Below are 20220 nucleotides of genomic sequence, written 5' to 3'. Positions count from 1 at the left end.
AAAGGACGTGGGCGAAAATGAACAAGTTCCACAGATGGGTTCACGGGAACTGGTCGGTTCCCGTCACCTCCGGCGCGCTCATCGCGATCTCCTTCGCCATCAAGTGGCTGGGCGAAGGGGCGGCCAACATCCGCGTCGGCCCCCAGTGGTGGCTCGACGCCGGAGCCCACGCCACCCACACCGGCGGGGCCTTCCCCCTCGGTGACGTCTTCATGCTCGCTGCCGCCGTGGTGGCTGGCTACGGCATCGTGGCGAAGGCCATCCGGGCGCTGACCGCCAGGGTGGTCGGCATCGACCTGCTCGTCTCGGTCGCCGCGATCGGTGCCGTCATCGTCGGCAACTTCTGGGAGGCCGCGGCGGTCACCTTCCTGTTCGCGATCGGGCACGCGCTGGAGGCCGCGACGCTGAACAAGACGCGCTCGGCACTGGCCGAACTCGTCGCCGTCGCCCCCGACTCCGCAGTCGTCATGCGCGACGGTGAGCAGCAGGAGATTCCTGCCGGGCAGGTGCGGATGGGCGAGGTCGTCCTGGTCAAGAACGGCGCGAAGGTGCCGGTGGACGGCAAGGTCGTCGCCGGCACCGGGGCCCTCGACGAGGCCTCCATCACTGGCGAGTCGATCCCGGTGGAGAAGGTCGAGGGCGACGAGGTCTTTGCCGGGACCGTCTCCCGCGGCGGCTTCCTGCAGGTGGTGGCCACCGGCATCGGTGCCGACACTACCCTGGCCCGCATCATCCACCGAGTGGAGGAGGCCCAGGACGCGAAGGCGAAGACGCAGGCCTTCATCGACCGCTTCTCCCGCTGGTACACGCCTGCGGTGATGGTGCTGGCGCTGGTGGCCGGGTTGGTCTCCGGTGATGTGGTCCTGGCCCTGACGCTGCTGGTCATCGGCTGCCCGGGTGCCCTGGTGATCTCCATCCCGGTGGCGATCGTGGCCGGCATCGGTCGTGCTGCCCGCAACGGCATCCTGATCAAGGGTGGCGAGTACCTGGAGACCTCCGCGAAGATCTCCGCCGTCGCCGTCGACAAGACCGGCACCCTCACCGAGGGACGTCCCGAGCTGACCGACGTCGTCGTCCTGGATCCTGCGCTGGATCGCCGCGAGGTGCTGCGCTGGGCGGCGGCCGCCGAGAGCGGATCGGAGCATCCGCTGGCCCGTCCCATCCTGGACACTGCCCACGCCGAGGGGGTTGGCCCGCAGGGTGTCCCCGCTGCCGTCACCCCGGTGCCCGGCAAGGGCATCGTGTCCGAGGTCGATGGCCGTCGGGTGCTGATCGGCAACGCGCCGCTGCTGGAGCAGTACGGCATTGCCGAGACGGCCGAGGCGAGCCGCGCGGCCCAAGGCCTGGCCGCTGCGGGCAGGACTCCGATGATCGTGGCCGTCGACGACACGGCGATCGGCGTCGTGGCCGTGGCCGACCAGATCCGGCAGGATGCGCCCGAGATGGTCGCCCGTCTGCACCGGGCCGGCGTCGAGAAGGTGGTCATGCTCACCGGCGACACCCGGCTGGTTGCCGAGGCCGTCGGCAAGGCCACCGGCATCGACGAGATCCACGCCTCCCTGCTTCCCGAGGACAAGCTGGACGTGGTCACGCAGCTGCAGCGCGTCGGTCACACTGTCGCCATGGTCGGCGACGGCGTCAACGACGCCCCGGCCCTGGCCACCGCGAACATCGGTGTGGCCATGGGAGCGGCCGGCTCGGCCGTGGCCGTGGAGACTGCGGACATCGCCCTCATGGGCGACAACCTGCTCAAGCTGCCGGAGGGCATCGGCCTGGCCAAGCGGACCGTCTCGGTGATGCGACAGAACATCGCGATCGCCCTGGTCACCGTGGTGCTGCTGCTGGCAGGCGTCTTCGCCGGCGGGGTGACCATGTCGGTCGGCATGCTCGTCCACGAGGCCTCCGTGCTGGTGGTCATCGTCAACGCGATGCGCCTGCTGCGCAAGACCGCAGAGTCCACCGCGACGCCAAGGAGCGGGAGGACGAGCACACCGGCGGCGCAGCTGATGAACGCCTGACGCCGAAATCGTCCGGGGCAGTATGTGGGCATTGAGCCCGCTACTGCCCCGGACGTGGTTGGTGCGAAGGATGGACGGAGACGGCCCGGAGTCCGGAAATGGCCTGGAAGAAGTAGGACGAGCGCCTGGCCGACATCCTCCTCGGGATGGACGGGACCGGGTTCCGCTGGGCCGAAGCTCGCGCCCTCACCGTCGGCGACATCGCCCTGGGCGACTCCCCCGCCCTCCGGGTGCAACGCTCGGACCCCGAGGGCGTCGGCGTGAAGTCCACCAAGGGACGCCGGTCCCGACGCGTTCCCCTGGCGAACCGCGTCCTGCCCATCGTCCTGTCGCTCAGCAATGGAAAGTTCCCCTCCGACCTGCTCCTCACGACGAGCAACGGGAGCCAGCTCCACCGTTCAGCAGTTCTCCGCGCCGTCCACTGGCAGACCACCGGGCAAGGACGACGCATCCACGACCTGCGACATACCGCCGCCTGCCTCTGGCTCGCCCGCAGCGTCGACCCTGGCACCGTTCAGCAGTGGATGGGCCATGAGTCCATCGCCACGACGAACCGATACCTGCACCACCTGGGAAATGCTGCCGAGGCCGCCGGTCTAGCTAGGCTGAACGCAGCACCCTAGACAGGAGTAACGATGTTCGGGCCATACGCGCCGCGTGGTCGCCTTAGCGACTATCTCGATGGATGCCTGCGACAAGCCCGATCTGGCGTCAGCGGCTTCGATGCGGACTACGTGATCCAAGAGGATCCCCGGGTGGCCGTCGCCGTTCTCATGGACCAGCACTTCCCAAAGCCCGTGGTCTTCAGGTGGGAACTGGTGACTCGCTCGGACATTCGCGAATCCACAGGATGGACCAATGTCTACCGCCAGTACGGGATCACCCAGTCGAGCGGGCAGACGTTCCAGACGAGCGAACTAGATCTTCGCATTCCGGTTGAGGGGAGTGGATTCCTCCTCGACTACCAAGCCTCGACGTTCAGGCTCTCCGGCGGCATGCCAAACTGCAGACTCTCTGGCGACACTCTGACGCTGACCATCAACGAGCGAGAGCTAACGGCCGAGGTCATCGAGAGCGAGTTTGAGAACCTCAAGTCTGACGCGACCGCACAGGCGAGCTACACGAACGACGACTTGGCCAAATACACACCGCACGCCGAGCAGGTTCTTCTGGGCGACCTGCAGCGACGCCGTGAGCGGTTGTTGAAGGATCGCGCCCTCGATGCAGCGCTGCAGATTCCGGTTCACTCAACAGGCACGCCCGCGCCACCAGTCCCGGCCCAGCGAAAGTTCGTCTCACTTCCTGATCGACGCGCCCAAGCCGGATCGGTTCCTGAGCCGGTGCTTGCAGATGCGATCTATAACGACATTCTCCAAGCCGTTCGAGCATGGGCGAACGGCTTGGAACGGGTGCCCACAACAACGTCGCAGCTCGGCGAAGAAGGGCTGCGAGACCTCCTCCTCGCACATCTCAACGGGTATTGGCAGGGGCAAGCAGGCGGCGAACTCTTCAACGGCGCTGGCAAGACGGACATCCTCATCCGCGAGGGCGACCGGAATGCCTTCATTGCTGAGTGCAAGATCTGGCACGGCCCGAAGGCAGCCCAGGAGGCAATTGACCAACTCCTGAGCTACTTGGTCTGGCGTGATAGCAAGGCCGCACTAATCATGTTCGTCAAGACTTCCAACCCTGGAGCCACGGTCGACAAACTCCATGAGGCGGTGAGCAGCCATCCGTCCCACCTCCTGACCGTTGAGGATGCGCAGCGCGCCTCCCGCTCCGTTCACGTCTTCGCCGCCGACAAGGAGGGCCGTCGCGTGTCTCTCGCTGTGATTCCGGTAGTGATTGCGGCCGGGGGTGCGTAGGGGGTGCGCAAACGCAGAACGCCAGCCCATCTGGACCGGCGTTCTTGCTGGTGGAGCATAGGGGATTCGAACCCCTGACCTTCTCATTGCGAACGAGACGCGCTACCAACTGCGCCAATGCCCCAAGTCTTGAGTTGTGGTGCTGCACTTGCAGCGAGAAGTAGGTTAGCACTCCAGCACCCCCAGCGGGAAACCGGGGGCCCGTTCACTCCCCGACCGGCTCGGTCACTCCCCGACTGCCTTGCGCGGCTGCTCGTCGGACGGCTCGTCGCGCTCCAGGGCCTCGGCGACGATGGGAGCACGACCGATTCCCTGCGTCGGCTCGGGTGCCGAGAGGTCGATGGTGCGCACGGTACGGGGCACCAGCGGCTTGCTCACGTAGGTCGGGACGGTGATCGGGATCGGGTCCCACAGGCTTCCGGTCAGGCCGTCGATCGGGGCGCTGATCTCGATCGAGAGCTCGGTGGAATGCTCACCGGCCTCGCCAAGGGAACCCTCCCGCAGCTGCGCGGGAACCTCGAAGCTGACGGTGTCCTCGCGCCAGTCGGGCTCCACCTCGGCCAGCCGGGCGTCGAGCCGGGCATTGAGCCTGACGACGCTGAAACGGCACAGCGCCAGGAAACCCACGGTGAGGGCACCGGGCACCAGCGGGGTGTACCAGATCACTGCCCCCAGCGCAGCGGAGATCGTGGCGATCACCGTGAGGGACAGCAGCACCAGCAGCACGGTGCGGCGTCGACGGGCGGCCTGCTTGGCCGTGCGATGGATCTCGGCCCGGGCAGCGCGACGCATCAGCGGGGTGGACACCTCGGACTCGTCGCGAAATGACGAGGGCGCGACGATCTGCACCGCCTGGCTGAAGCGCTCCATCGGATCCAGCTCGTCCACGTCGGCATGGTCTCGATGAGCCAGGAACGACGGAACGAGGTAGGCAAGCCACGCCAGCGCAATGGCCACAAAGATCAGTCCCGTCACGCCGACAAGGCTACGGGTCTGGCGCAATGCGACGCGACACCCTCAACGGAGTGTCGAGACATTGTTTGCCGTCATCGACCTCGTGTGGACAATGCGCACGGCCCACGTGGCTGGACGAACGCTCCGCAAGGTCAGCGATCCGCCGCGAATCCGGGCGGCGAGGAGGCAAAGTACCTGCTCAGCAGCCCCTGCGGCACCTCCTCGGCGCAGACCGCGAAACTGCGATGGTCCCGCCAGTCGCCCGCAATGTGCAGGTAGCGTTCACGCACGCCCTCGTCGCGAAGACCCAGCTTGTCCACCACCCGCAGGCTCTTGTCGTTCTCCGGCCTGATGTTCACCTCGATGCGGTGCAGCCCCATCACCTGGAAGCAGTAGTCGGTGGCCAGCGCCAGTGCGGTGGGCATCACACCCCGCCCCGCCAGGCGCTGGTCGACCCAGTAGCCGACGTGGGCGAAGCGCGCCGACCCCCAGGTGATGTTGCTGACGGTCAGCTGCCCGCGCAGCGGCAAGCGCGTCGGCCTGCTGCGTCGCTGGGGCCAGGCCTCGTCCCAGCAGATCACGAAGGGCAGGGACTGCTCCTGGCGTGCCTGCCGATCGAAGGCACGCACCATCTGGGCAAAGGAGGTGGCCAGGTTCTTGGCCCCGGGCGGCGCGGTGGCATCCCACGGGCCGTTCCAGTCCTTGTTGAGCTCGCGCACCTGCACCCACTCGCCCGCATCGCGACGCCGCAGCGGCCGCAGCACCACTGGGCCACAACGCAAGGTCACCGGCCACCGGTGCTCCCGGGGGAACTCAGCCCCCAGGGGAAGAGTGCACGTTGGATCGGTCACGGATGGTCCCCACCACGGGCCTGGTCGACGGCATGGGGCAACACCTGCTCCAGCACCGCCAGGCCGTCGCGCACCCCACCGGCCGAGCCGGGCAGGTTCACGACGATGGTCTGCCCCACCATGCCTGCCAGCCCGCGCGAGAGGCAGGCGGTGGGCACCCCGGCGTCGATCCCGCGCCGGGCGATCAGCGCCGCCAGTTGCGGTAGCTCGCGGGTCAGCAGCGGTGCGGTCACCTCGGGGGTGAGGTCGCGCGGCCCCAGGCCGGTGCCACCAGTGGTGACCACGACGCTCGCCCCTGCGGCGACGGCCGCGGTGATCGCCTCGGCCACGGGTTGACCGTCGGGCACAACCTGCACCGGCCCCACCTGGAATCCCATGCCAGCCAGCCCGGCGGCGGCCAGCGGCCCCGAACGGTCGGCGTAGACACCTTGCGAGGCACGATCGGAGGCGGTCACGACGACGGCGCTGCCCAGTGAGGCATTCACTGCTCGGTCCAGTCGCCGCTGCGGCCACCGCTCTTGGCGGTGACGCGCACGTCGGTGAGCCGGGCGTGCTTGTCGACGGCCTTGACCATGTCCACCAGCCCCAGCGCGGCGGTGCACACGGCGGTGAGCGCCTCCATCTCCACCCCGGTGCGGTGGGTGGTGCGCACCGTCGCGGTGATCTCGATGCCCTGCTCCTGCTGCTCGAGGGTGACGTCGACGCCGGTCAACGGCAGCGGATGGCACAGCGGGATCAGGTCGCTGGTCTTCTTGGCGCCCATCACACCGGCGATGCGAGCCACGGCGAGTGCGTCGCCCTTCGGGAGGGTCTCGTCGCGCAGGGCCGCCAGGCATTCCTGGCTTAGGAGCACCATGCCCCGCGCCGTCGCACTGCGGGCGGTGACCTGCTTGGCGCTGACGTCTACCATGCGGGCCTCGCCGCTGCCGCTCAGGTGCGGGAAGGGCTGCGAACCCTCCGGCACCGCCGCGGGCTCGCTCGGGGGATCCATGGTCGGCTCCGCATCTGTCTGCGAGCCGGGCAGGTCGGGTTCGGGCATGCGACGCGGCATGGGGTGGGTCACGTCGTCGTCGCGGGCGCGAGGCACCTCGGGCACGAAGTCGTCGACGGAGCTGGGGCGAAAGACGCGGCGATCAGTCATCGAGCATCCACACCATCACGCGCTCACCGGGCTTGACCACCTCGGTGTCCTCGTCCAGCAGCACCAGCGCATTGCAGGCCGCCAGATCACCCACCAGGTGGGAGGAGTGCCCACCCACCAGGTCCACCGTCTTGGCCCCGCCCTGGTCGGTGACCAGCGCGCGGCCGAACTGCAGCTTGCCCTTGACCGAATGCATCACCGATCCGGCCACGCACGGCACCGGGGTGTGGTTGATCGGCTCGACGCCCATCATGGTGCGCACCACCGGCCGGACGAAGGCCTGGAAACTGACGTAGGCGCTGACCGGATTGCCGGGCAACATGATCATCGGCACCTGGTCGTCGCCGATCAGGGCGAAGCCCTGCGGTTTGCCGGGTTGCATGGCCACCTCGGCGAAGTCGCAGGCTCCCATGGAGGGCATCACCTGCTTGACGACGTCGTGGTCACCCTTGCTGACACCCCCGGTGGTGACGATCAGGTCGGCGCGGATCAACTGGTCGCTGATGGCCTCTCGCACCACCTCGGGATCGTCGGAGGCGATGTGCACGCGGAAGACCTGGCAGCCCTCGGCCTTGGCCGCCGCGGCCACCATGAAGCCATTGGCGTCGTGGATCTTGCCGGGGGCGTCCAGCTCCCGGCCGGGCTCCACCAGTTCCGCACCGGTGGAGACCACCACCACGCGGGGCCTTGGCCTGGCGAGCACCTTGTCGATGCCGGCCGCTGCCAACAGGCCAACGGTGCGGGCATCGATGCGCTGCCCGCGAGTGACCAGTCGGGTGCCCGCGCCCAGGTCGGAGCCGCGTCGACGCACATACTCGCCGGCGGTCACCGGACGGTGGATGGTGACCTGCTCGGCGCCCCCGTCGGTGGATTCCACCGGTACGATCGCATCGGCTCCCGGCGGCAAGGGAGCGCCAGTCATGATCTTGATCGCCTGGCCCTCGGGAAGTTCCTGCTGTCCGTCGTCCCCCGCGGCGATGGCACCGGCGACGGGAAGGATGCACGGCGTCTCCGGCGTGGCCTTGGCAACGTCTGCGGCCCGGACGGCGTACCCGTCCATCTGGGAGTTGTCGAAGCCGGGCAGGTCAACCGGGCTGTCAAGCTCCTCGCACACGGCCAGGCCCCAGGCGTCCAGCAGGTTCATGCCCAGGGCGGGCAGCGGCTCCACCATGCTGAGCAGGTAGTCACGGTGGTCCTCCATGACGCGCAACCCGTCGGGGCCGGCGGCAGGAGGATCGGACAGTTCCGGCAGTGGTTCGCTGACCACCAGCTCCTGTTCCTCTTCGACGACCTTCTTCTTGCGACGCAGCAGTGCCATGCCACTTACGATAGGCGAATGACCTCACAGCTCCCGACCGCGGACACCAAGCAGGAGTTGCGGGCCCGGATCGTCGCAGCGCGGCAGGCCCGCCCGGCCCACGAACGGTTGGCCGACGACCGGGCGCGCACCGGCATCGTGTTGCAGGCATTGCGCGGTGTGGAACCGTCGGTGGTCTCGGTCTACCTCTCGGTGCCCCCGCATGCGGCCAGGCCCGAACCGGGAACCCTGGAGATCGCCACCGCGCTGTGGACGCTGGGCCACCGGGTCCTGGTGCCCGTGCTCAGCCCCACCGACGACGGACCGCGACGCGAGCCCGACTGGGCCTGGTTCGAGGGCCCGGCACGGCTGCGCCCGGGTCTGTGGGGCATTCCCGAACCGACTGGCCCGGCGCTGGGAGCGCAAGCCCTGCAGCAGGCCGAGCTGATCCTGTGTTCCGGCCTGGCGGGCACCCTGGATGGTCGGCGGCTGGGTGTGGGTGGCGGGTGGTACGACCGCGCGCTGCAGCACCGCTCCCCCGAGGCAGCGGTGTGGATGTTGCTGAACTCCGACGAGGTGCTCGACGAGCTTCCCACCGAGCCGCACGACCAGCGCGTGGACGCACTGCTGCTGCCGGAGGCTCTGCAGCCCTGCCGCTGAGGGCCCCCTCCGCGCGGCCTGCTTCGTCGTGGCCTCGACGATTTCCTGCCACCCGGCGTGCGTCGATAGAATCAAGCGGTTCTGCGGGGCGAGCGCCCCGCCGCGAGTGAGGGAACGATGCCTACCTACCAGTACCGCTGCACCGAGTGCGGCGTCGAGATCGAGCGTGTGCAGAAGTTCACCGACCCGGCCCTGACCGTCTGCGAGGACTGCGGCGGCACGCTGCGCAAGGTCTTCAATGCCGTGGGAGTGGTCTTCAAGGGGTCGGGTTTCTACGCCACCGACAACCGGACCAAGGGCGCCGCTGCGGCCAGCAAGGGCAGCTCCGACTCGTCGAGCGCCGGCAAGTCGACGGGGTCGAGCGATTCCAGCGGCTCGGGCGCGAGCAGCACCGGCTCCGGCAGCTCTGGGTCTGGCAGCACGGGTTCATCCACAGGCGGTTTCGGCAAGGTCTGATTGTGGACGGCTGACACACCGATCCTCACGATGCACACACTGCAGTCGTGAGGATTTCTGCTTTCTGGGCCGCTCTGGCTCGAGCGGTGCGCTGGCACCGACGCCCCCTGGCCGCCGTGGCGGCCGCCATCGCGACGCTGGCAATGGTCCAGGCGCTGGCACCACAACCGGCCTCGACCAGACCGGTCATCGTGGCGGCACGCAGCCTGCCAACCGGCCGCACCCTCCAGGCCGGCGATCTTCGTCAGGCCCATTTCCCCGAGCATCTCGTGCCCCAGGGCGCCGTCGCGGGCTCCGACGCCCTGGTGGGACGTGTGCTGGCCGCCCCGGCCAGCGACGGCACTCCCCTGACCCGCAGCGCCGTGGTCAGCACCAGCACGGCCGCCGACGCAGGCCAGGTGCTGGTGCCCTTCACCGTGGCCGACGTTGCCGTGTTGACCTTGGTGCGTCCCGGAGACCGGGTCAGCGTGGTGGCCTCGGGCAATGGGGCCCAGCCCGCCACGATCGCGCACCGGGTGCGCGTGGTGACCATCCCCGAGTCGAGGCCGGGAGCTGGCGCGGGCCAGGCCGCGCAGCTGGTGGTCTCCGCCGATCCGGCCACTGCGGGACGTCTGGCCTCGGCAGCAGCCTCTCAGCCACTGGGAATCACAGTGGGCTGAGCAAGGACCCGGCCCAGCTCGTCAAGACTGGTGCAGAAGGCACCTGTGACGACGTTGAGAGTGTGTTTGTCCCGCCTCTTGGCGGGTTCTCTCGGTACGCCATACCCTTTTTGCACAAGACAGATGTCAGGCCCACCCTGGGTCTCCTGTTGTTCTGAAAGGAGTAACCCATGAAGGGTTTCAAGGACTTCATCATGCGCGGCAACCTCGTTGAGATGGCCGTCGCCTTCATCATCGGTGGTGCCTTCGCCACCGTCGTGAGCGCCTTCACCAAGATCATCATCGAGGCCCTGGCCATGGCCGGCGGCGCCCCCAAGTTCGACGACTGGACCGTCTTCGGTCTCAGCAGCGTCGGCCCCTTCCTGACCGCCCTGGTCGCCTTCCTGATGATGTCCTTCATCGTCTACTTCTTCGTCGTCAAGCCCTACGAGACCCTCAAGGCCCGCTTCACCAAGCCTGCCGAGGCCGAGGACACCACCGAGAGCCTGCTCGCCGAGATCCGTGACCTGCTGGCCGACCAGAAGCGCGCCCTCTGAGCCTGCTGCCAAGTTCGCCCCAGAACCCCCGTTGCCCCCAGGGCAGCGGGGGTTCTGCATGTCAGGCCCCTGACGAGGCCTGCCCACGACCGGTCTCACCAACCCCAGCTGATCGCGAAGCGGCCAACCGGCACCTGTCGACGGACCACCTGTACGTGGCGTGCCGGCACCAGCTCCCCACCCGGTAGGGCCTGCTGGCCGTGGGCCGGGAGGTGCTCATGGCGCACCCACCGGGGTTGGGCATGCTCAAAGCTCACCTCCTGCACCTGAAGGTGCGCTCCCCCTGCGCTGGGAAGCTCGACGCGCTCTTGTCCACGGAAGCCAGGCCGGTGGCGAAAACGGAAGCGGTAGGAGATCGACAGCGCCTCGCCCCGTCGCAGCCGCGTGGGCAGCTGGAGCCCAAAGACCAGGAGCTTGGGGGCCCCGGCTTCCGTCGTCGGCACTTCGAGGATCTCGGTGGTGGCCACGTCGGCGTGCGGGGCAATCGACCAGTCCGCACCACCCACCGGCAGTTCGTGGGCGACGGGCAAGGTGTCGACGCGGGCAGCCTCGGCCCGCATCACCAGGGAGATGTGACGGTCGCTCTCGTCCTCACGCAGCACCAACCGGTCGCGTCGCATCACGACGTTCACCTCACGGTCCAGCCCCAACCCGAGCTGCTCGAATGCCGCCCCCAGACCGGGGTGCCGTGGCAGGACGGCCGCCGGAGCCCAGCCCTGCGGACTCACCTGGGGCAGGGTTCCCACCAGCCAGCCGGGTTCAAGCCCCAGATAGTGCTCCAGATGGGTCACCGCGGTCAAGGACTTGGCCCGACGTGGCACGGAGCGCCCCGAACTCCAGTAGCTGAGGGTCGCGCTCGAGACCGGCGTGCCCTGCTGGGCGAGGAAGTCGACGCACTGCTCCAGGGTGCGGCCACTGGCACGCAGGGCCTCGCGGAGTCGGTCGGCGAACAATGCGGCGTCATCCATCGATGCTCTCCCAGTTGCCCTCGGGCCCGTAGGCCCACCTGATCGAGTGCAGACCCGCCGGTGCGTCGAGGATCACGCGCTGGGCATGGCGCCTCGGCTCCAACTTCTCGACGGGGATGTCGTCATCGGAACGGCCTGGTTGGTAGCTGTTCGGTGTCGAGAAGTACTCCACCCGCTCGGGCACCACCTCGAGATTGGCCTCCATCACATAGGTCTCCAGCGGTTGGGGCAGCACCCGGGAGAATACCCCGTCACCGGGCGGGTACTCCCACCGCAAGGTGTACTCCAGCAGGTGGCGTTCGCCCCGGGGCACGGGCTGGGACAACAGGATCTCGATGGCCATCAGACCCTCGTCGTCGAGCATCACCACTCGGCCCACCTCGCACCCGGAGACGGCCTGCGCCAGGGGCGCCTCGTCGCGGTCGGGGTGGAAGCGGAAGGCGATCGGGATGCGATCGAGCCCCTCCACCTCACTGCGGAACAGCTGCACGGTGCGCTCCAGCTGGATCCCGTCCGCCCCGGCCTGCACGCTGTCGTGCAGGAATTCATTGGTCAGTTGGCCCTGGAGCTGCAAGCCCATCGCGTCGAGCAGCGCCATGCCCTGCTCCGGGACGCCAGCCGCCTTCACCACGTCCCAGCGCCGCATCGCATCATTGGGCAGTGCCCCGGTGAGTTGGCCGCTGGACAGGTTCAGCAGGTGCTCCAGCTGTTCGACCGCTCGCAGTGATCGCTCACGAGCCGGGGTGGAGCGGCCGCTGCGCCAATAGCTCAACGTGGCCAGCGATACCGGGCTTCCGGCCGCCCGCAGCGCATCACGCAGCTCATCGAGCCGGAGACCCTTGCGACAGATGGCATCGGACAGCACCTGGGCGAATCGCGCAGCCTGCGGATCGTCCTGCCCGTGCATGGAACCGCCTCTCGGTCGTGGTCGTTCTTCCCACGCTATCCAACCGCGACGGTCTTCTGCCGAAATTCAATGTCTGGGTGTGTGGACCATTCCCTCACCACCAAACCGCGCCGTGGGAGACACGGGGCAGCTCAGCCGACATTGCCGTGGTGTGGGGGCCTTTCGGCCAGCAGTCGCTGCTCGGCCGGGCCGATCACCTTGGGGCCGTGGTGGACGGTGCGTACCAGCCCGTCGAGCCCCAGCAAGGAGCGCACCTGCGCCAGGGTGGCCCCGTAGCGGGCAAAGCCGATCGGCGCCACCAGCTCACGTGGGACGGGGAAGGGCCAAGGCCGCTCCTGCGTCTGGCGTTCCCGTCGCACCCGCTGCAGCGCCCCGGCATCCCAGCCCAACGCCGCCAGTCGATCCACCACGTCCTGTGGGGTGACTGCCGCATCGGCGACGACGGCCGGGCGCTGCCCGGTGAGGGCCAGCGCCACGGCCGTCGTCAGCGGATCGGACTCACTCACCGAGGGTGACCGCGCCTTCCAGCACGGTGCCGTCGTCGATCCTCGCGGGTGCTGCGCTGGTGACCTGGACGTCACCCTTGACGGTGACGTCGGAGCCGAAGGTGACATCGCCGTCCACCGACAGCGAGGTCGCCTGCACCAGCGAGGGCGGGCTGGGAATGCGCTGCTCGAAGTCGCGCACCAGCTTGTACTGCTTGCCCAACGTCACCGCGGGAGTCTCGGCCTGCGCCACCAGGTGTCCCTGCTCGTCCAACTGGTAGATGTCGGAGCGCAGCAGCAACAACTCGTTGGTGGTCTTGACCGGCAGGAAGCGGTCACGACCCACACAGATGGCGGTGGCGCCTTCGAAGACCTCGATGGCGGCGCCCATGGCGCTCTCGATCTGGATCACCTTGGGCGAGCTGGAGTCCGCAGGGTCCACCGTCTTCTCGTTGCGGATCAGCGGCAGGCCCAGCACCCCGCGACGCTCCTCCAGGGTGCGCTTGAGCGCCACCAGGTCGAGCCACAGGTTGTTGGTGTTGAAGTAGGGGTGGCGGTGCTCGTCGGTGAAGAAGTCCATCTCCTCCTTGGGCGTCTGCGCCGATTCGCGCAGCACCAGCTGGCCGTCGGCCTTGCGCACCGCCAAGTGACCGCCCTTGCGGTCGTTGACGGTGCGACGGCACACCTCGGCGGCGTAGGGAGCACCGGTGCTGGCGAACCACCCGGCGACGCGGGCATCCGGCACGGCACCCAGGTTGTCGCCATTGCTCACCGAGGCGTAGCGGAATCCCTTCTCCACCAGCGCATCGAGCACGCCGGATCCCAGCAGCGCGGTGTACAGGTCTCCGTGACCGGGCGGGCACCACTCCAGGGTGGGATCGGCGGGCCACTCCACCGGCGTGAGGTCATCGGCGCGCAGCTTGGGCTCCTGGTTCTGCACGAAGCCCAGCGGCAGCCCCTCGACGGCCAGCTCCGGGTACTTGGCCAGGGCCTCCAGCGTGTCGTCCTGGGTGCGGAAGGAGTTCATCAGCAGCAGCGGCAGCTGCACACCATACGTCTTGCGGGCCTGCAGCACCTGCTGGGCGATGATGTCCAGGAAGGTCTTCCCGTCGCGCACCTGCAACAGGTTCTTGGCCTTGTCCAGGCCCATCGACGTCCCCAGACCGCCGTTGAGCTTGATGATGACGGTGGCGGCCATGGCCTCGCGGGCCTGCTCCTCGTCGATCTGCACGTCTGCCAGCATCGGCGGTTCGGACAGCGGCTCGATGCTGTCCTCCGGGATCATTCCCGTGGCCCCCGACTCCAGCTGGCCGTAGTAGTGGCTGAACACCTCGATGGCAGCTTCACTGACCCCCGCGGTGCGCATCTTCTCGATTGCAAGTTCAAGACCGTTGGCACTCATGCCATCGATCCTAGGGCTTTCACGTACCAGCGGGGCTGAGGCGTCGTCCTGCAAGGGCAATGGGGAAGGCGATGCCGCGCGCAGGGCCGAAGCCGTCTACCCACCCCCAGGAGACATACGACGCGCGGCATCGCCTTCGTCCCCAACAGTAGGGCCGCCGCCTTTCCGGCACCGCCGGAAAGCGCCTTATCAAAGCCACCTTCAGCGCCTCCTCAGCCCGGTGGCACCCGGCTCGCCAGCCGGCGCGATTGGCTACCTGCCGAGCGGGGGACGTATTCTTGCCCGAGCGTCTGATGGCGCAAGGCCCTGTAGCTCAGGGGATAGAGCAACGGTTTCCTAAACCGTGTGTCGGAGGTTCGAATCCTCCCAGGGTCGCCACAGGCACGGACGGGGCCGCACACCAGTGGTGTGCGGCCCCGTCTGCTGCGTCGAGCGGGATCAGGCCTGCTGCTCGGCGGCCTGCTTCTTCAGCTCGTCCATGTCGAGCTCCTTGATCTGCTCGATCAGCTTGTCGAGCTGCGCGCCATTCAGCAGACCGGCCTGGCGGAAGACCAGCATGCCGTCGCGGAAGGCCATGATCGTGGGGATCGAGGTGATCTCGAGGCCGGCGGCCAGGTCACGCTCCTCCTCGGTGTCCACCTTGGCGAAGGTGACATCGGTGTGACGCTCGGAGGCCTCGTCGTAGATGGGCGCGAAGCGCATGCACGGGCCGCACCAGCTCGCCCAGAAGTCGACCAGCACGATGCCGTTGTCATTGATGGTGCTCGCGAACGAGTCCTTGTTGATTGCCACGGGGGCCATGGTGGTTCCTTCGATAGGTCCTTGGCGAGGCCAGGCCGTCGCCCTTCCCCCATTCCAACCCAGACCCGTGCCCGGATATTCCAGCGCGTGCCGCAGCTACTTGATGGCAGCCACGCGCCGCAGCGGCAGGGGCACCCGCAGGTCGTCGCCCGCCTCGGCCCGTGACGTCATCCAGTCGACGGCCGACTGCACCTTGGCCGGCAAGGTGTTCGGCAGGTAGAAGCCCCTCATCAGCAACTCCGCATCGCCCCGCGAGCCGATCATGAAGTGGTAGCGCTCACGGGCGTCCTCCACCTTGCGCAGCCCGTGGGCGGCCAGCAGCTTGCCGGCCCGCAACTCCACCTGGGCAGGGAACTCCGGGGTGCCCTGCAGCCGTCGGGTGAGCTGGGTGGCCACCTTCATGTCTCGCGTGTTGAGCGGACGGACCGTGGGGGCCAGCCCGACGAAGACCCCGCCGGGGCGCAGCACGCGGCGCACCTCGTCCAGCAGGCGTCCGGTGGGGTGCACCACCGCCAGCCCCAGAACGCTGACCACCGCGTCGAAGCTGTCGTCAGCGAAGGGCAGGTCGCGAGCGTCGCCGCGCACGAAGGGTCCGGGACCCGAGGCATTGCGCAGCTCGGTCTCCGAGATGTCGATGCCGACCACCACGCGATCGTCCTGCTCCAGCTCACGGCCCATGGCGCCGGAGCCACAGCCCACGTCTAGCACCCGCAGCGCGCTGGAGCTCACCGCCCGGGCCAGCCAGTGGTACGGATTGTGCCCACCCGACAGGCAACGCGACAGCACGTCCTCGGCGATGCCGGGACGCTGCCGGTGGAAGGAGTCGAGGTAGGAGCTCCAGTCGTCCATGACCCCAGCCTAGTCAGCCGAGGGCGTTCAGGAGCGGGCCCGACGCAGGGCGGCGATGATGTCGTCACCGACCTCGCGCAGCAGGGTGCCCTGACCGATCGGCCGACCGGCCACCGTGGAGATGAGCGCGCTCAGCCCGGGCAGCGCCTCGTCGGGATCGGTCGGACTGGCACCGATCAACGGATTGCTGCCGTCGGGCCAGTCGGAGGTGAGCTTCTCCCAGGTGCGCAGCCAGCCCTCGGAGATCTCGGCCACCGACGGCACCCCGAAGAAGTGCCCCACCGGGGCGTGATGCCGCAGCGCGACCACCGGACTGTCCAGGTAGATCAGGGCCAGCCGCAGCCGCGCGTCAAGGTCACGACGCTCCTCGCGGCTGCCCTGCACCGCCCACTGGCAGGGGTTGGGGCAGGTGGGGCCCACGTCCGGGCGCTCCCCCGCGTCGATGGTGAGGTGGTTCATGGCGCACACCGCCAAGGTGTCACCCAAGCGGGAGTGGAACTTGTCCAGATAGCTGGTGAAGCCCACCTGGTCGCCGTGTGCCGCATTCACAGCCCGCTTGGCGGTGGCCCGCATCGCCGAGTTGTGCGGGCAGGCGGGGTCATCGCTGCCCCAACGCTCCCCCACCTGGCTGGCCAACTGCAGCGGGTCCCCGCCGTGGCCCAACCGGGTCTGCCAGGCCAGCTGGCACAGGTATTCGGCGATGAGATGGGCGGTCACGACGACGCTCTGCGGTTCTCCCCGCTCCGAGCGCAGGTTCAGCACCTCGAGCATCAGTTCGTAGAGCGGCACCAAGGAGCCCAGCGCGCCTCGGTTCTCGTCGCGCGGGCCGTGTGGGAAACCACAGTCGGCCAACCGTTGCGCCCATGGGCGATCGGCGATGGCCGGCACCATCAGGTCGAAGTCCTCGGCGTCCAGCGCGAAGACCCGCTGCGCGACGCCGGCCAGCATGTGGGCCTCCAGGATCGCCGGATCGTCGTCACCGTCGCGAACCCGCATGCCCAACATGGACAGCGCCGCGTCGTACCAGTGCTGCTCGCACAGGGCGATCAGCGCCTCGGCGGAGATCATGCGCGGCTCACGAAGAGCCCGTCTGCCACCACCTGCGGCACCTCGCAACTCTTGTCACCTGCCTGCAGCACCACCGAGCGCCCCTGCTTCACCGCGGTCAGCGACGAGCCGGGGGCAAGGTTCATCTGCGCCAGCACCTTCAGCGTCTCCGGATCGGACTGGGCGCGCTCGCTCATGCGGCGCAACACCACCTGGGTCTCCTTCGAGGTGACCACCGACGACAGCGGCTCGACGCCCTCGCGGAAGCTGTCTCCCGAGGCGGCACCGCCCAGTGCCTCCATGCCGGGGATCGGGTTGCCGTAGGGCGATTCGGTGGGGCCGTCCAGGATCTGCACCAGACGCCGCTCGACGTCGTCGGAGATGACGTGCTCCCAGCGGCAGGCCTCGTCGTGCACCAGCTCCCAGTCGAGCCCGATCACGTCGATCAGCAGACGCTCGGCCAAGCGGTGCTTGCGCATCACCGCCATCGCCAGTTCGGCGCCCTCGGGCGACAGTTCGATGCGCCGGTCCTCGTGGACGCGCAGCAGGCCATCGCGTTCCATCCGGGCCACCGTCTGCGAGACGGTGGGGCCGCTCTGGTGCAGGCGCTCGGCGATGCGGGCGCGCAGGGGGGTGATGCCCTCCTCCATCAGTTCGAAGATGGTGCGCAGGTACATCTCTGTGGTGTCGATCAGCTCGTTCACGGCTGCGTGTGCTCCTTGGTGCCAGTAGTGACTCAATGGTCTCAGGTGGTGGGGCGATCCAGCCATTCGCCGCGTCGCATGACGGCCTGCAGTTGCCCGGAGTCATCCAACTGGCACAGGTCGGCCCAGGCTCCCCGGCGCAGGGTACCCACTTGGTCGAGCCCGTGGGTGCGGGCGGGGGTGGTGCTGGCCATCCGCGAGGCCTCGACGAACGAGAAGCCCAGCCCCACGACGGCGGCGAAGGCACGATCCATCGTCAAGGTGGATCCCGCGATGGCCCCGGGCGTCTCGTCCAGGTTCAGCACGCGCGCCACCCCGTCGACGACGGTGGTGGGCATCTCACCCACCAGATAGCTGCCGTCCGCATGACCGCAGGCGCTCATCGCGTCGGTCACCAGAGACACCCGCTGGGCGTTGGAGACGTTGATCGCCATCCGGATCACCTCCGGGGCGACGTGCACGCCGTCACAGATCAGTTCGACGGTCACTCGCGGGTCGTTCAGCAGCACCGGAACCGGCCCGGGCACCAAGTGCTTGATCTCGCGCATCGCGTTGAACAGGTGGGTGGCCACCGTCATGCCCGCGTCGACGGCCTGGCGCGTCAGCTCGGCATCGGCGTCGGTGTGCCCCAGGGCGACCGTGACACCGGCCCGACGCAGACGTTCCACGGCGTGCTTGATGTGCGGCCGTTCGGGGGTGAGGGTCACCATGCGCACCGAGCCGTGGGAGGCCTCCAGGATCGCGTCGATCACATCACCCTGGCCTGCTGGGGACTCGTCCTCGGCGCGGCAGGGTTCCAGGAAGGGACCCTCGACGTGGATGCCGGCCAGCTCCGAGGTCTCCACCAACAGCCGCAGGTGCTCGATCTGGCGCACCAGTGTCTCGGCCGATGACGCCACCGTCGAGGCCAGGATCGTCGTGCTGCCATGGCGGCGGTGGTGGTTGACGGCGCGCAGCACGTCGTCGACGTCGGGATCGGTGAAGTCGGCTCCGGCCGCCCCGTGGCAGTGCGTGTCGACGAAGCCGGGCACCACCCAGCCCTCCAACAGCACAGCCTCGGGGGCGATGCCCTCCTCCACCGCCAGGATGCGCCCCTCGTCGATCACCAGGGTGAGTTCACAGGCTTCGTCACGCTCGCCGGTCACCATGTTGCGGCAGGCGATCCTGGTGCTCATCGGCTTCTCCTCAACTGCGCTGTGCAACGGCCCCTGGCGGCGCCCTGAATCTCGAAGGGACGTGCCCGCTGGGCCCGCTCCCGGGATGCCTGCGGCATTGCGCAGTCAACTGCAGCTTAGGCGCTGGGCCCGAGAAATTGACCCCTCAATGTTCCACCCTCAGCAATCTTCCCCAGAGCAATCTTCCCCAGCGCAATCATCCTCAGCGCAATCCTTCTCAGCGCTTCAGTGCCACCACCGCGGCGCAGGCGAGCGAGATCACCACGGCCGCCACCAGGGCCAGGATCGTGGTTCGGTTGTGCAGCAGGGCGCTGGTTCCCTCATCGGCCTTGGGGTGGCCCTCGGCCGGTGCGGCAGGCGTGCTCGAGGCAGGGGCACTGGCCGGTGCCGCCGGCGTCGACGCGGGGGCGGCTGGGGCGACGGGCATCGCCACCACGGGAGTCCGGCCAGAGTCGGCGTGGGCTGCGGGGACGGGGCCAGCGGCAGCCAGACCGGTGAGGGCGGAAGCAGCAATGGCCAGGCCCGTGACGGCGGATCGGATTGCGGGGCTGGTGGGCAGGGTCACGTCACGTTCCCATCACTTCGGTGTCGGGCGCCTCAGCGCAGGACGGCTCCGAGCACGACCAGCAGGACGAGGATGCCCAGCACCCCGGAGACGACCAGACGACGCGACCTCGGATTCACCCCACCAGACTATCCGGCCCGCAACGCAGCCCCGTCTGACTGCATCGACTACCGTGAACACATGAACGGTCCTGGTCTGCTGGGGAGGGCGACTCATGGGTGACCTGCGGATGTATGCCATCTCCATCAACGAGGTGCGCGACATGTTCGGCGCCACCCCGCAGGTGGCCGGGCAGCTGCGCAAGATCGCCTCGGAGACCTTCCGCGTCGAACCGCCGGAACGTTCACCCGGCATGCTCGGCCTGCTGGGCCCGCTGTGGCGCCGGAGCCCAGAGGCCCCCGTCGTCCCCCACGACACCCCGCTGCCCTCAGACATCGAGACGGTGCTGGCCGGGCGGTTCGTGGCCCCGGAACGCCTCGAGGTGTGCTGGAGGCTGGTGGACGTCTGGCTCAGCGCGCGCTGTCTGGGCGAGCACCGGATGCAGCGCACCGCGCAGCAGGTGGACCAGTTGGAGTTCGAGTTGACCCGCGCCGGGCTGCCCAGCCAGTTCGGGATCGGCAAGCTGATGGCACTGGATGCCCAGCTCCCCCTGCGGCCCCGCCCCGGAATGAAGGTGGGCTACTGCAAGCACGCCCACGTGATTGCCAGCGCCCGGGCCCTGCAGGCAGTGCTGCCCGAGGTCCTACCCCACAGCCGGGAGCGCGCCGAGGCGCTGTGGGCCTTCCTGGACGGTTTCCAGGCCTGGGGCGAGGCCGCCCGCACCAGCGGACGGCCCCTGCCCGACCTGTTCGTCAGCTTCGACACCCAGGGTTGACCCCTC

The 20220-nt window shown here is 68.5% G+C and carries 23 protein-coding genes and 2 tRNA genes; 9 read left to right on the top strand and 16 right to left on the bottom strand.

All coding sequences use genetic code 11. From position 1 onward, the window contains the following. Nucleotides 1–17 precede the first annotated feature (17 nt). The 3 genes from ACOAMO_RS07840 (at nt 18) to ACOAMO_RS07830 (ending at nt 3883) form a co-directional block, all read left to right on the top strand. A complete protein-coding gene (locus ACOAMO_RS07840; protein WP_420174258.1) occupies nt 18–2018 on the top strand; it encodes a heavy metal translocating P-type ATPase in 2001 nt (666 codons plus the stop codon). Between the two features lie 146 nt (nt 2019–2164). Next, nucleotides 2165–2641: a tyrosine-type recombinase/integrase gene (locus ACOAMO_RS07835; RefSeq protein WP_420174257.1), complete on the top strand. Its 477-nt coding sequence runs from the start codon at nt 2165–2167 to the stop codon at nt 2639–2641. Between the two features lie 12 nt (nt 2642–2653). Then, entirely contained in the window at nt 2654–3883 is a 1230-nt protein-coding gene (locus ACOAMO_RS07830) for a hypothetical protein (RefSeq protein WP_420174256.1), read from the top strand. Nucleotides 3884–3931: 48 nt separating this feature from the next. Here ACOAMO_RS07830 and ACOAMO_RS07825 read toward each other — a convergent pair. From ACOAMO_RS07825 to glp, 6 genes are all read right to left on the bottom strand, one after another. Beyond that, nucleotides 3932–4007: transfer RNA gene (locus tag ACOAMO_RS07825), tRNA-Ala, on the bottom strand. A gap of 101 nt (nt 4008–4108) precedes the next feature. Then, nucleotides 4109–4858 (bottom strand): hypothetical protein, encoded by a 750-nt coding sequence (locus ACOAMO_RS07820; protein ID WP_420174255.1) that lies wholly within the window; start codon nt 4856–4858, stop codon nt 4109–4111. 131 nt (nt 4859–4989) lie between these two features. Continuing rightward, complete coding sequence (locus ACOAMO_RS07815) at nt 4990–5688, bottom strand: GNAT family N-acetyltransferase (protein ID WP_420174254.1); 699 nt, start codon at nt 5686–5688, stop codon at nt 4990–4992. Beyond that, nucleotides 5685–6173, bottom strand: coding sequence for a MogA/MoaB family molybdenum cofactor biosynthesis protein (locus tag ACOAMO_RS07810; protein WP_420174253.1), 489 nt, complete (start codon nt 6171–6173; stop codon nt 5685–5687). Before ACOAMO_RS07810 ends, ACOAMO_RS07815 begins: the two co-directional genes overlap by 4 nt. Continuing rightward, nucleotides 6170–6829, bottom strand: a complete 660-nt coding sequence (gene moaC, locus ACOAMO_RS07805) for a cyclic pyranopterin monophosphate synthase MoaC (RefSeq protein WP_420174252.1) — start codon at nt 6827–6829, stop codon at nt 6170–6172. Before moaC ends, ACOAMO_RS07810 begins: the two co-directional genes overlap by 4 nt. Beyond that, complete coding sequence (gene glp, locus ACOAMO_RS07800; protein WP_420174251.1) at nt 6822–8147, bottom strand: gephyrin-like molybdotransferase Glp; 1326 nt, start codon at nt 8145–8147, stop codon at nt 6822–6824. The genes moaC and glp overlap by 8 nt, the downstream gene beginning before the upstream one ends. An 18-nt stretch (nt 8148–8165) precedes the next feature. Here glp and ACOAMO_RS07795 point away from each other — a divergent pair, with 18 nt between their 5' ends. The 4 genes from ACOAMO_RS07795 to mscL all read left to right on the top strand — a co-directional run bounded on the left by ACOAMO_RS07795 (nt 8166) and on the right by mscL (nt 10437). Continuing rightward, a complete protein-coding gene (locus tag ACOAMO_RS07795; protein WP_420174250.1) occupies nt 8166–8786 on the top strand; it encodes a 5-formyltetrahydrofolate cyclo-ligase in 621 nt (206 codons plus the stop codon). Between the two features lie 117 nt (nt 8787–8903). After that, on the top strand, nt 8904–9242 hold the full coding sequence (locus ACOAMO_RS07790) for an FmdB family zinc ribbon protein (RefSeq protein ID WP_420174249.1): 339 nt from the start codon (nt 8904–8906) through the stop codon (nt 9240–9242). A gap of 47 nt (nt 9243–9289) precedes the next feature. Next, nucleotides 9290–9901, top strand: a complete 612-nt coding sequence (locus tag ACOAMO_RS07785; protein ID WP_420174248.1) for an SAF domain-containing protein — start codon at nt 9290–9292, stop codon at nt 9899–9901. Nucleotides 9902–10071: 170 nt separating this feature from the next. Beyond that, nucleotides 10072–10437 carry a large conductance mechanosensitive channel protein MscL gene (mscL, locus tag ACOAMO_RS07780; RefSeq protein WP_420174247.1) on the top strand — a complete coding sequence of 122 codons (366 nt, stop codon included), beginning with the start codon at nt 10072–10074 and terminating at the stop codon, nt 10435–10437. A gap of 95 nt (nt 10438–10532) precedes the next feature. Here mscL and ACOAMO_RS07775 read toward each other — a convergent pair whose 3' ends face one another. The 4 genes from ACOAMO_RS07775 to ACOAMO_RS07760 all read right to left on the bottom strand — a co-directional run bounded on the left by ACOAMO_RS07775 (nt 10533) and on the right by ACOAMO_RS07760 (nt 14199). Beyond that, entirely contained in the window at nt 10533–11405 is an 873-nt protein-coding gene (locus ACOAMO_RS07775) for a hypothetical protein (protein WP_420174246.1), read from the bottom strand. Next, nucleotides 11398–12312 carry a hypothetical protein gene (locus ACOAMO_RS07770; RefSeq protein ID WP_420174245.1) on the bottom strand — a complete coding sequence of 305 codons (915 nt, stop codon included), beginning with the start codon at nt 12310–12312 and terminating at the stop codon, nt 11398–11400. Before ACOAMO_RS07770 ends, ACOAMO_RS07775 begins: the two co-directional genes overlap by 8 nt. A gap of 131 nt (nt 12313–12443) precedes the next feature. Then, nucleotides 12444–12818 carry a hypothetical protein gene (locus tag ACOAMO_RS07765; protein WP_420174244.1) on the bottom strand — a complete coding sequence of 125 codons (375 nt, stop codon included), beginning with the start codon at nt 12816–12818 and terminating at the stop codon, nt 12444–12446. After that, nucleotides 12811–14199: a UTP--glucose-1-phosphate uridylyltransferase gene (locus tag ACOAMO_RS07760; protein ID WP_420174243.1), complete on the bottom strand. Its 1389-nt coding sequence runs from the start codon at nt 14197–14199 to the stop codon at nt 12811–12813. Before ACOAMO_RS07760 ends, ACOAMO_RS07765 begins: the two co-directional genes overlap by 8 nt. Before the next feature lie 302 nt (nt 14200–14501). Between ACOAMO_RS07760 and ACOAMO_RS07755 the strand changes: the two genes are divergently transcribed. Next, nucleotides 14502–14577: transfer RNA gene (locus tag ACOAMO_RS07755), tRNA-Arg, on the top strand. A 60-nt stretch (nt 14578–14637) separates the two neighbouring features. Here ACOAMO_RS07755 and trxA read toward each other — a convergent pair. The 6 genes from trxA to ACOAMO_RS07725 all read right to left on the bottom strand — a co-directional run bounded on the left by trxA (nt 14638) and on the right by ACOAMO_RS07725 (nt 19340). Further along, on the bottom strand, nt 14638–15000 hold the full coding sequence (trxA, locus tag ACOAMO_RS07750) for a thioredoxin (protein WP_420174242.1): 363 nt from the start codon (nt 14998–15000) through the stop codon (nt 14638–14640). Nucleotides 15001–15096: 96 nt separating this feature from the next. Then, on the bottom strand, nt 15097–15849 hold the full coding sequence (locus ACOAMO_RS07745; RefSeq protein WP_420174241.1) for a methyltransferase domain-containing protein: 753 nt from the start codon (nt 15847–15849) through the stop codon (nt 15097–15099). A 27-nt stretch (nt 15850–15876) separates the two neighbouring features. Further along, the gene (locus tag ACOAMO_RS07740; RefSeq protein WP_420174240.1) at nt 15877–16917 is read right to left on the bottom strand and encodes a hypothetical protein; all 1041 of its coding nucleotides are present in this window, start codon (nt 16915–16917) and stop codon (nt 15877–15879) included. After that, nucleotides 16914–17600, bottom strand: a complete 687-nt coding sequence (locus ACOAMO_RS07735; RefSeq protein ID WP_420174239.1) for a metal-dependent transcriptional regulator — start codon at nt 17598–17600, stop codon at nt 16914–16916. The genes ACOAMO_RS07740 and ACOAMO_RS07735 overlap by 4 nt, the downstream gene beginning before the upstream one ends. A 41-nt stretch (nt 17601–17641) precedes the next feature. Next, complete coding sequence (locus tag ACOAMO_RS07730; protein ID WP_420174238.1) at nt 17642–18775, bottom strand: N-acetylglucosamine-6-phosphate deacetylase; 1134 nt, start codon at nt 18773–18775, stop codon at nt 17642–17644. Nucleotides 18776–18992: 217 nt separating this feature from the next. Further along, complete coding sequence (locus ACOAMO_RS07725; RefSeq protein ID WP_420174237.1) at nt 18993–19340, bottom strand: hypothetical protein; 348 nt, start codon at nt 19338–19340, stop codon at nt 18993–18995. 214 nt (nt 19341–19554) lie between these two features. Here ACOAMO_RS07725 and ACOAMO_RS07720 point away from each other — a divergent pair, with 214 nt between their 5' ends. Further along, on the top strand, nt 19555–20214 hold the full coding sequence (locus tag ACOAMO_RS07720; RefSeq protein WP_420174236.1) for a hypothetical protein: 660 nt from the start codon (nt 19555–19557) through the stop codon (nt 20212–20214). The last annotated feature ends 6 nt before the right edge of the window (nt 20215–20220 follow it).

This window comes from Luteococcus struthionis (genome assembly GCF_048595755.1).
GTDB lineage: Bacteria > Actinomycetota > Actinomycetes > Propionibacteriales > Propionibacteriaceae > Luteococcus.
This window is presented reverse-complemented; position numbering and strand designations above follow the sequence as displayed.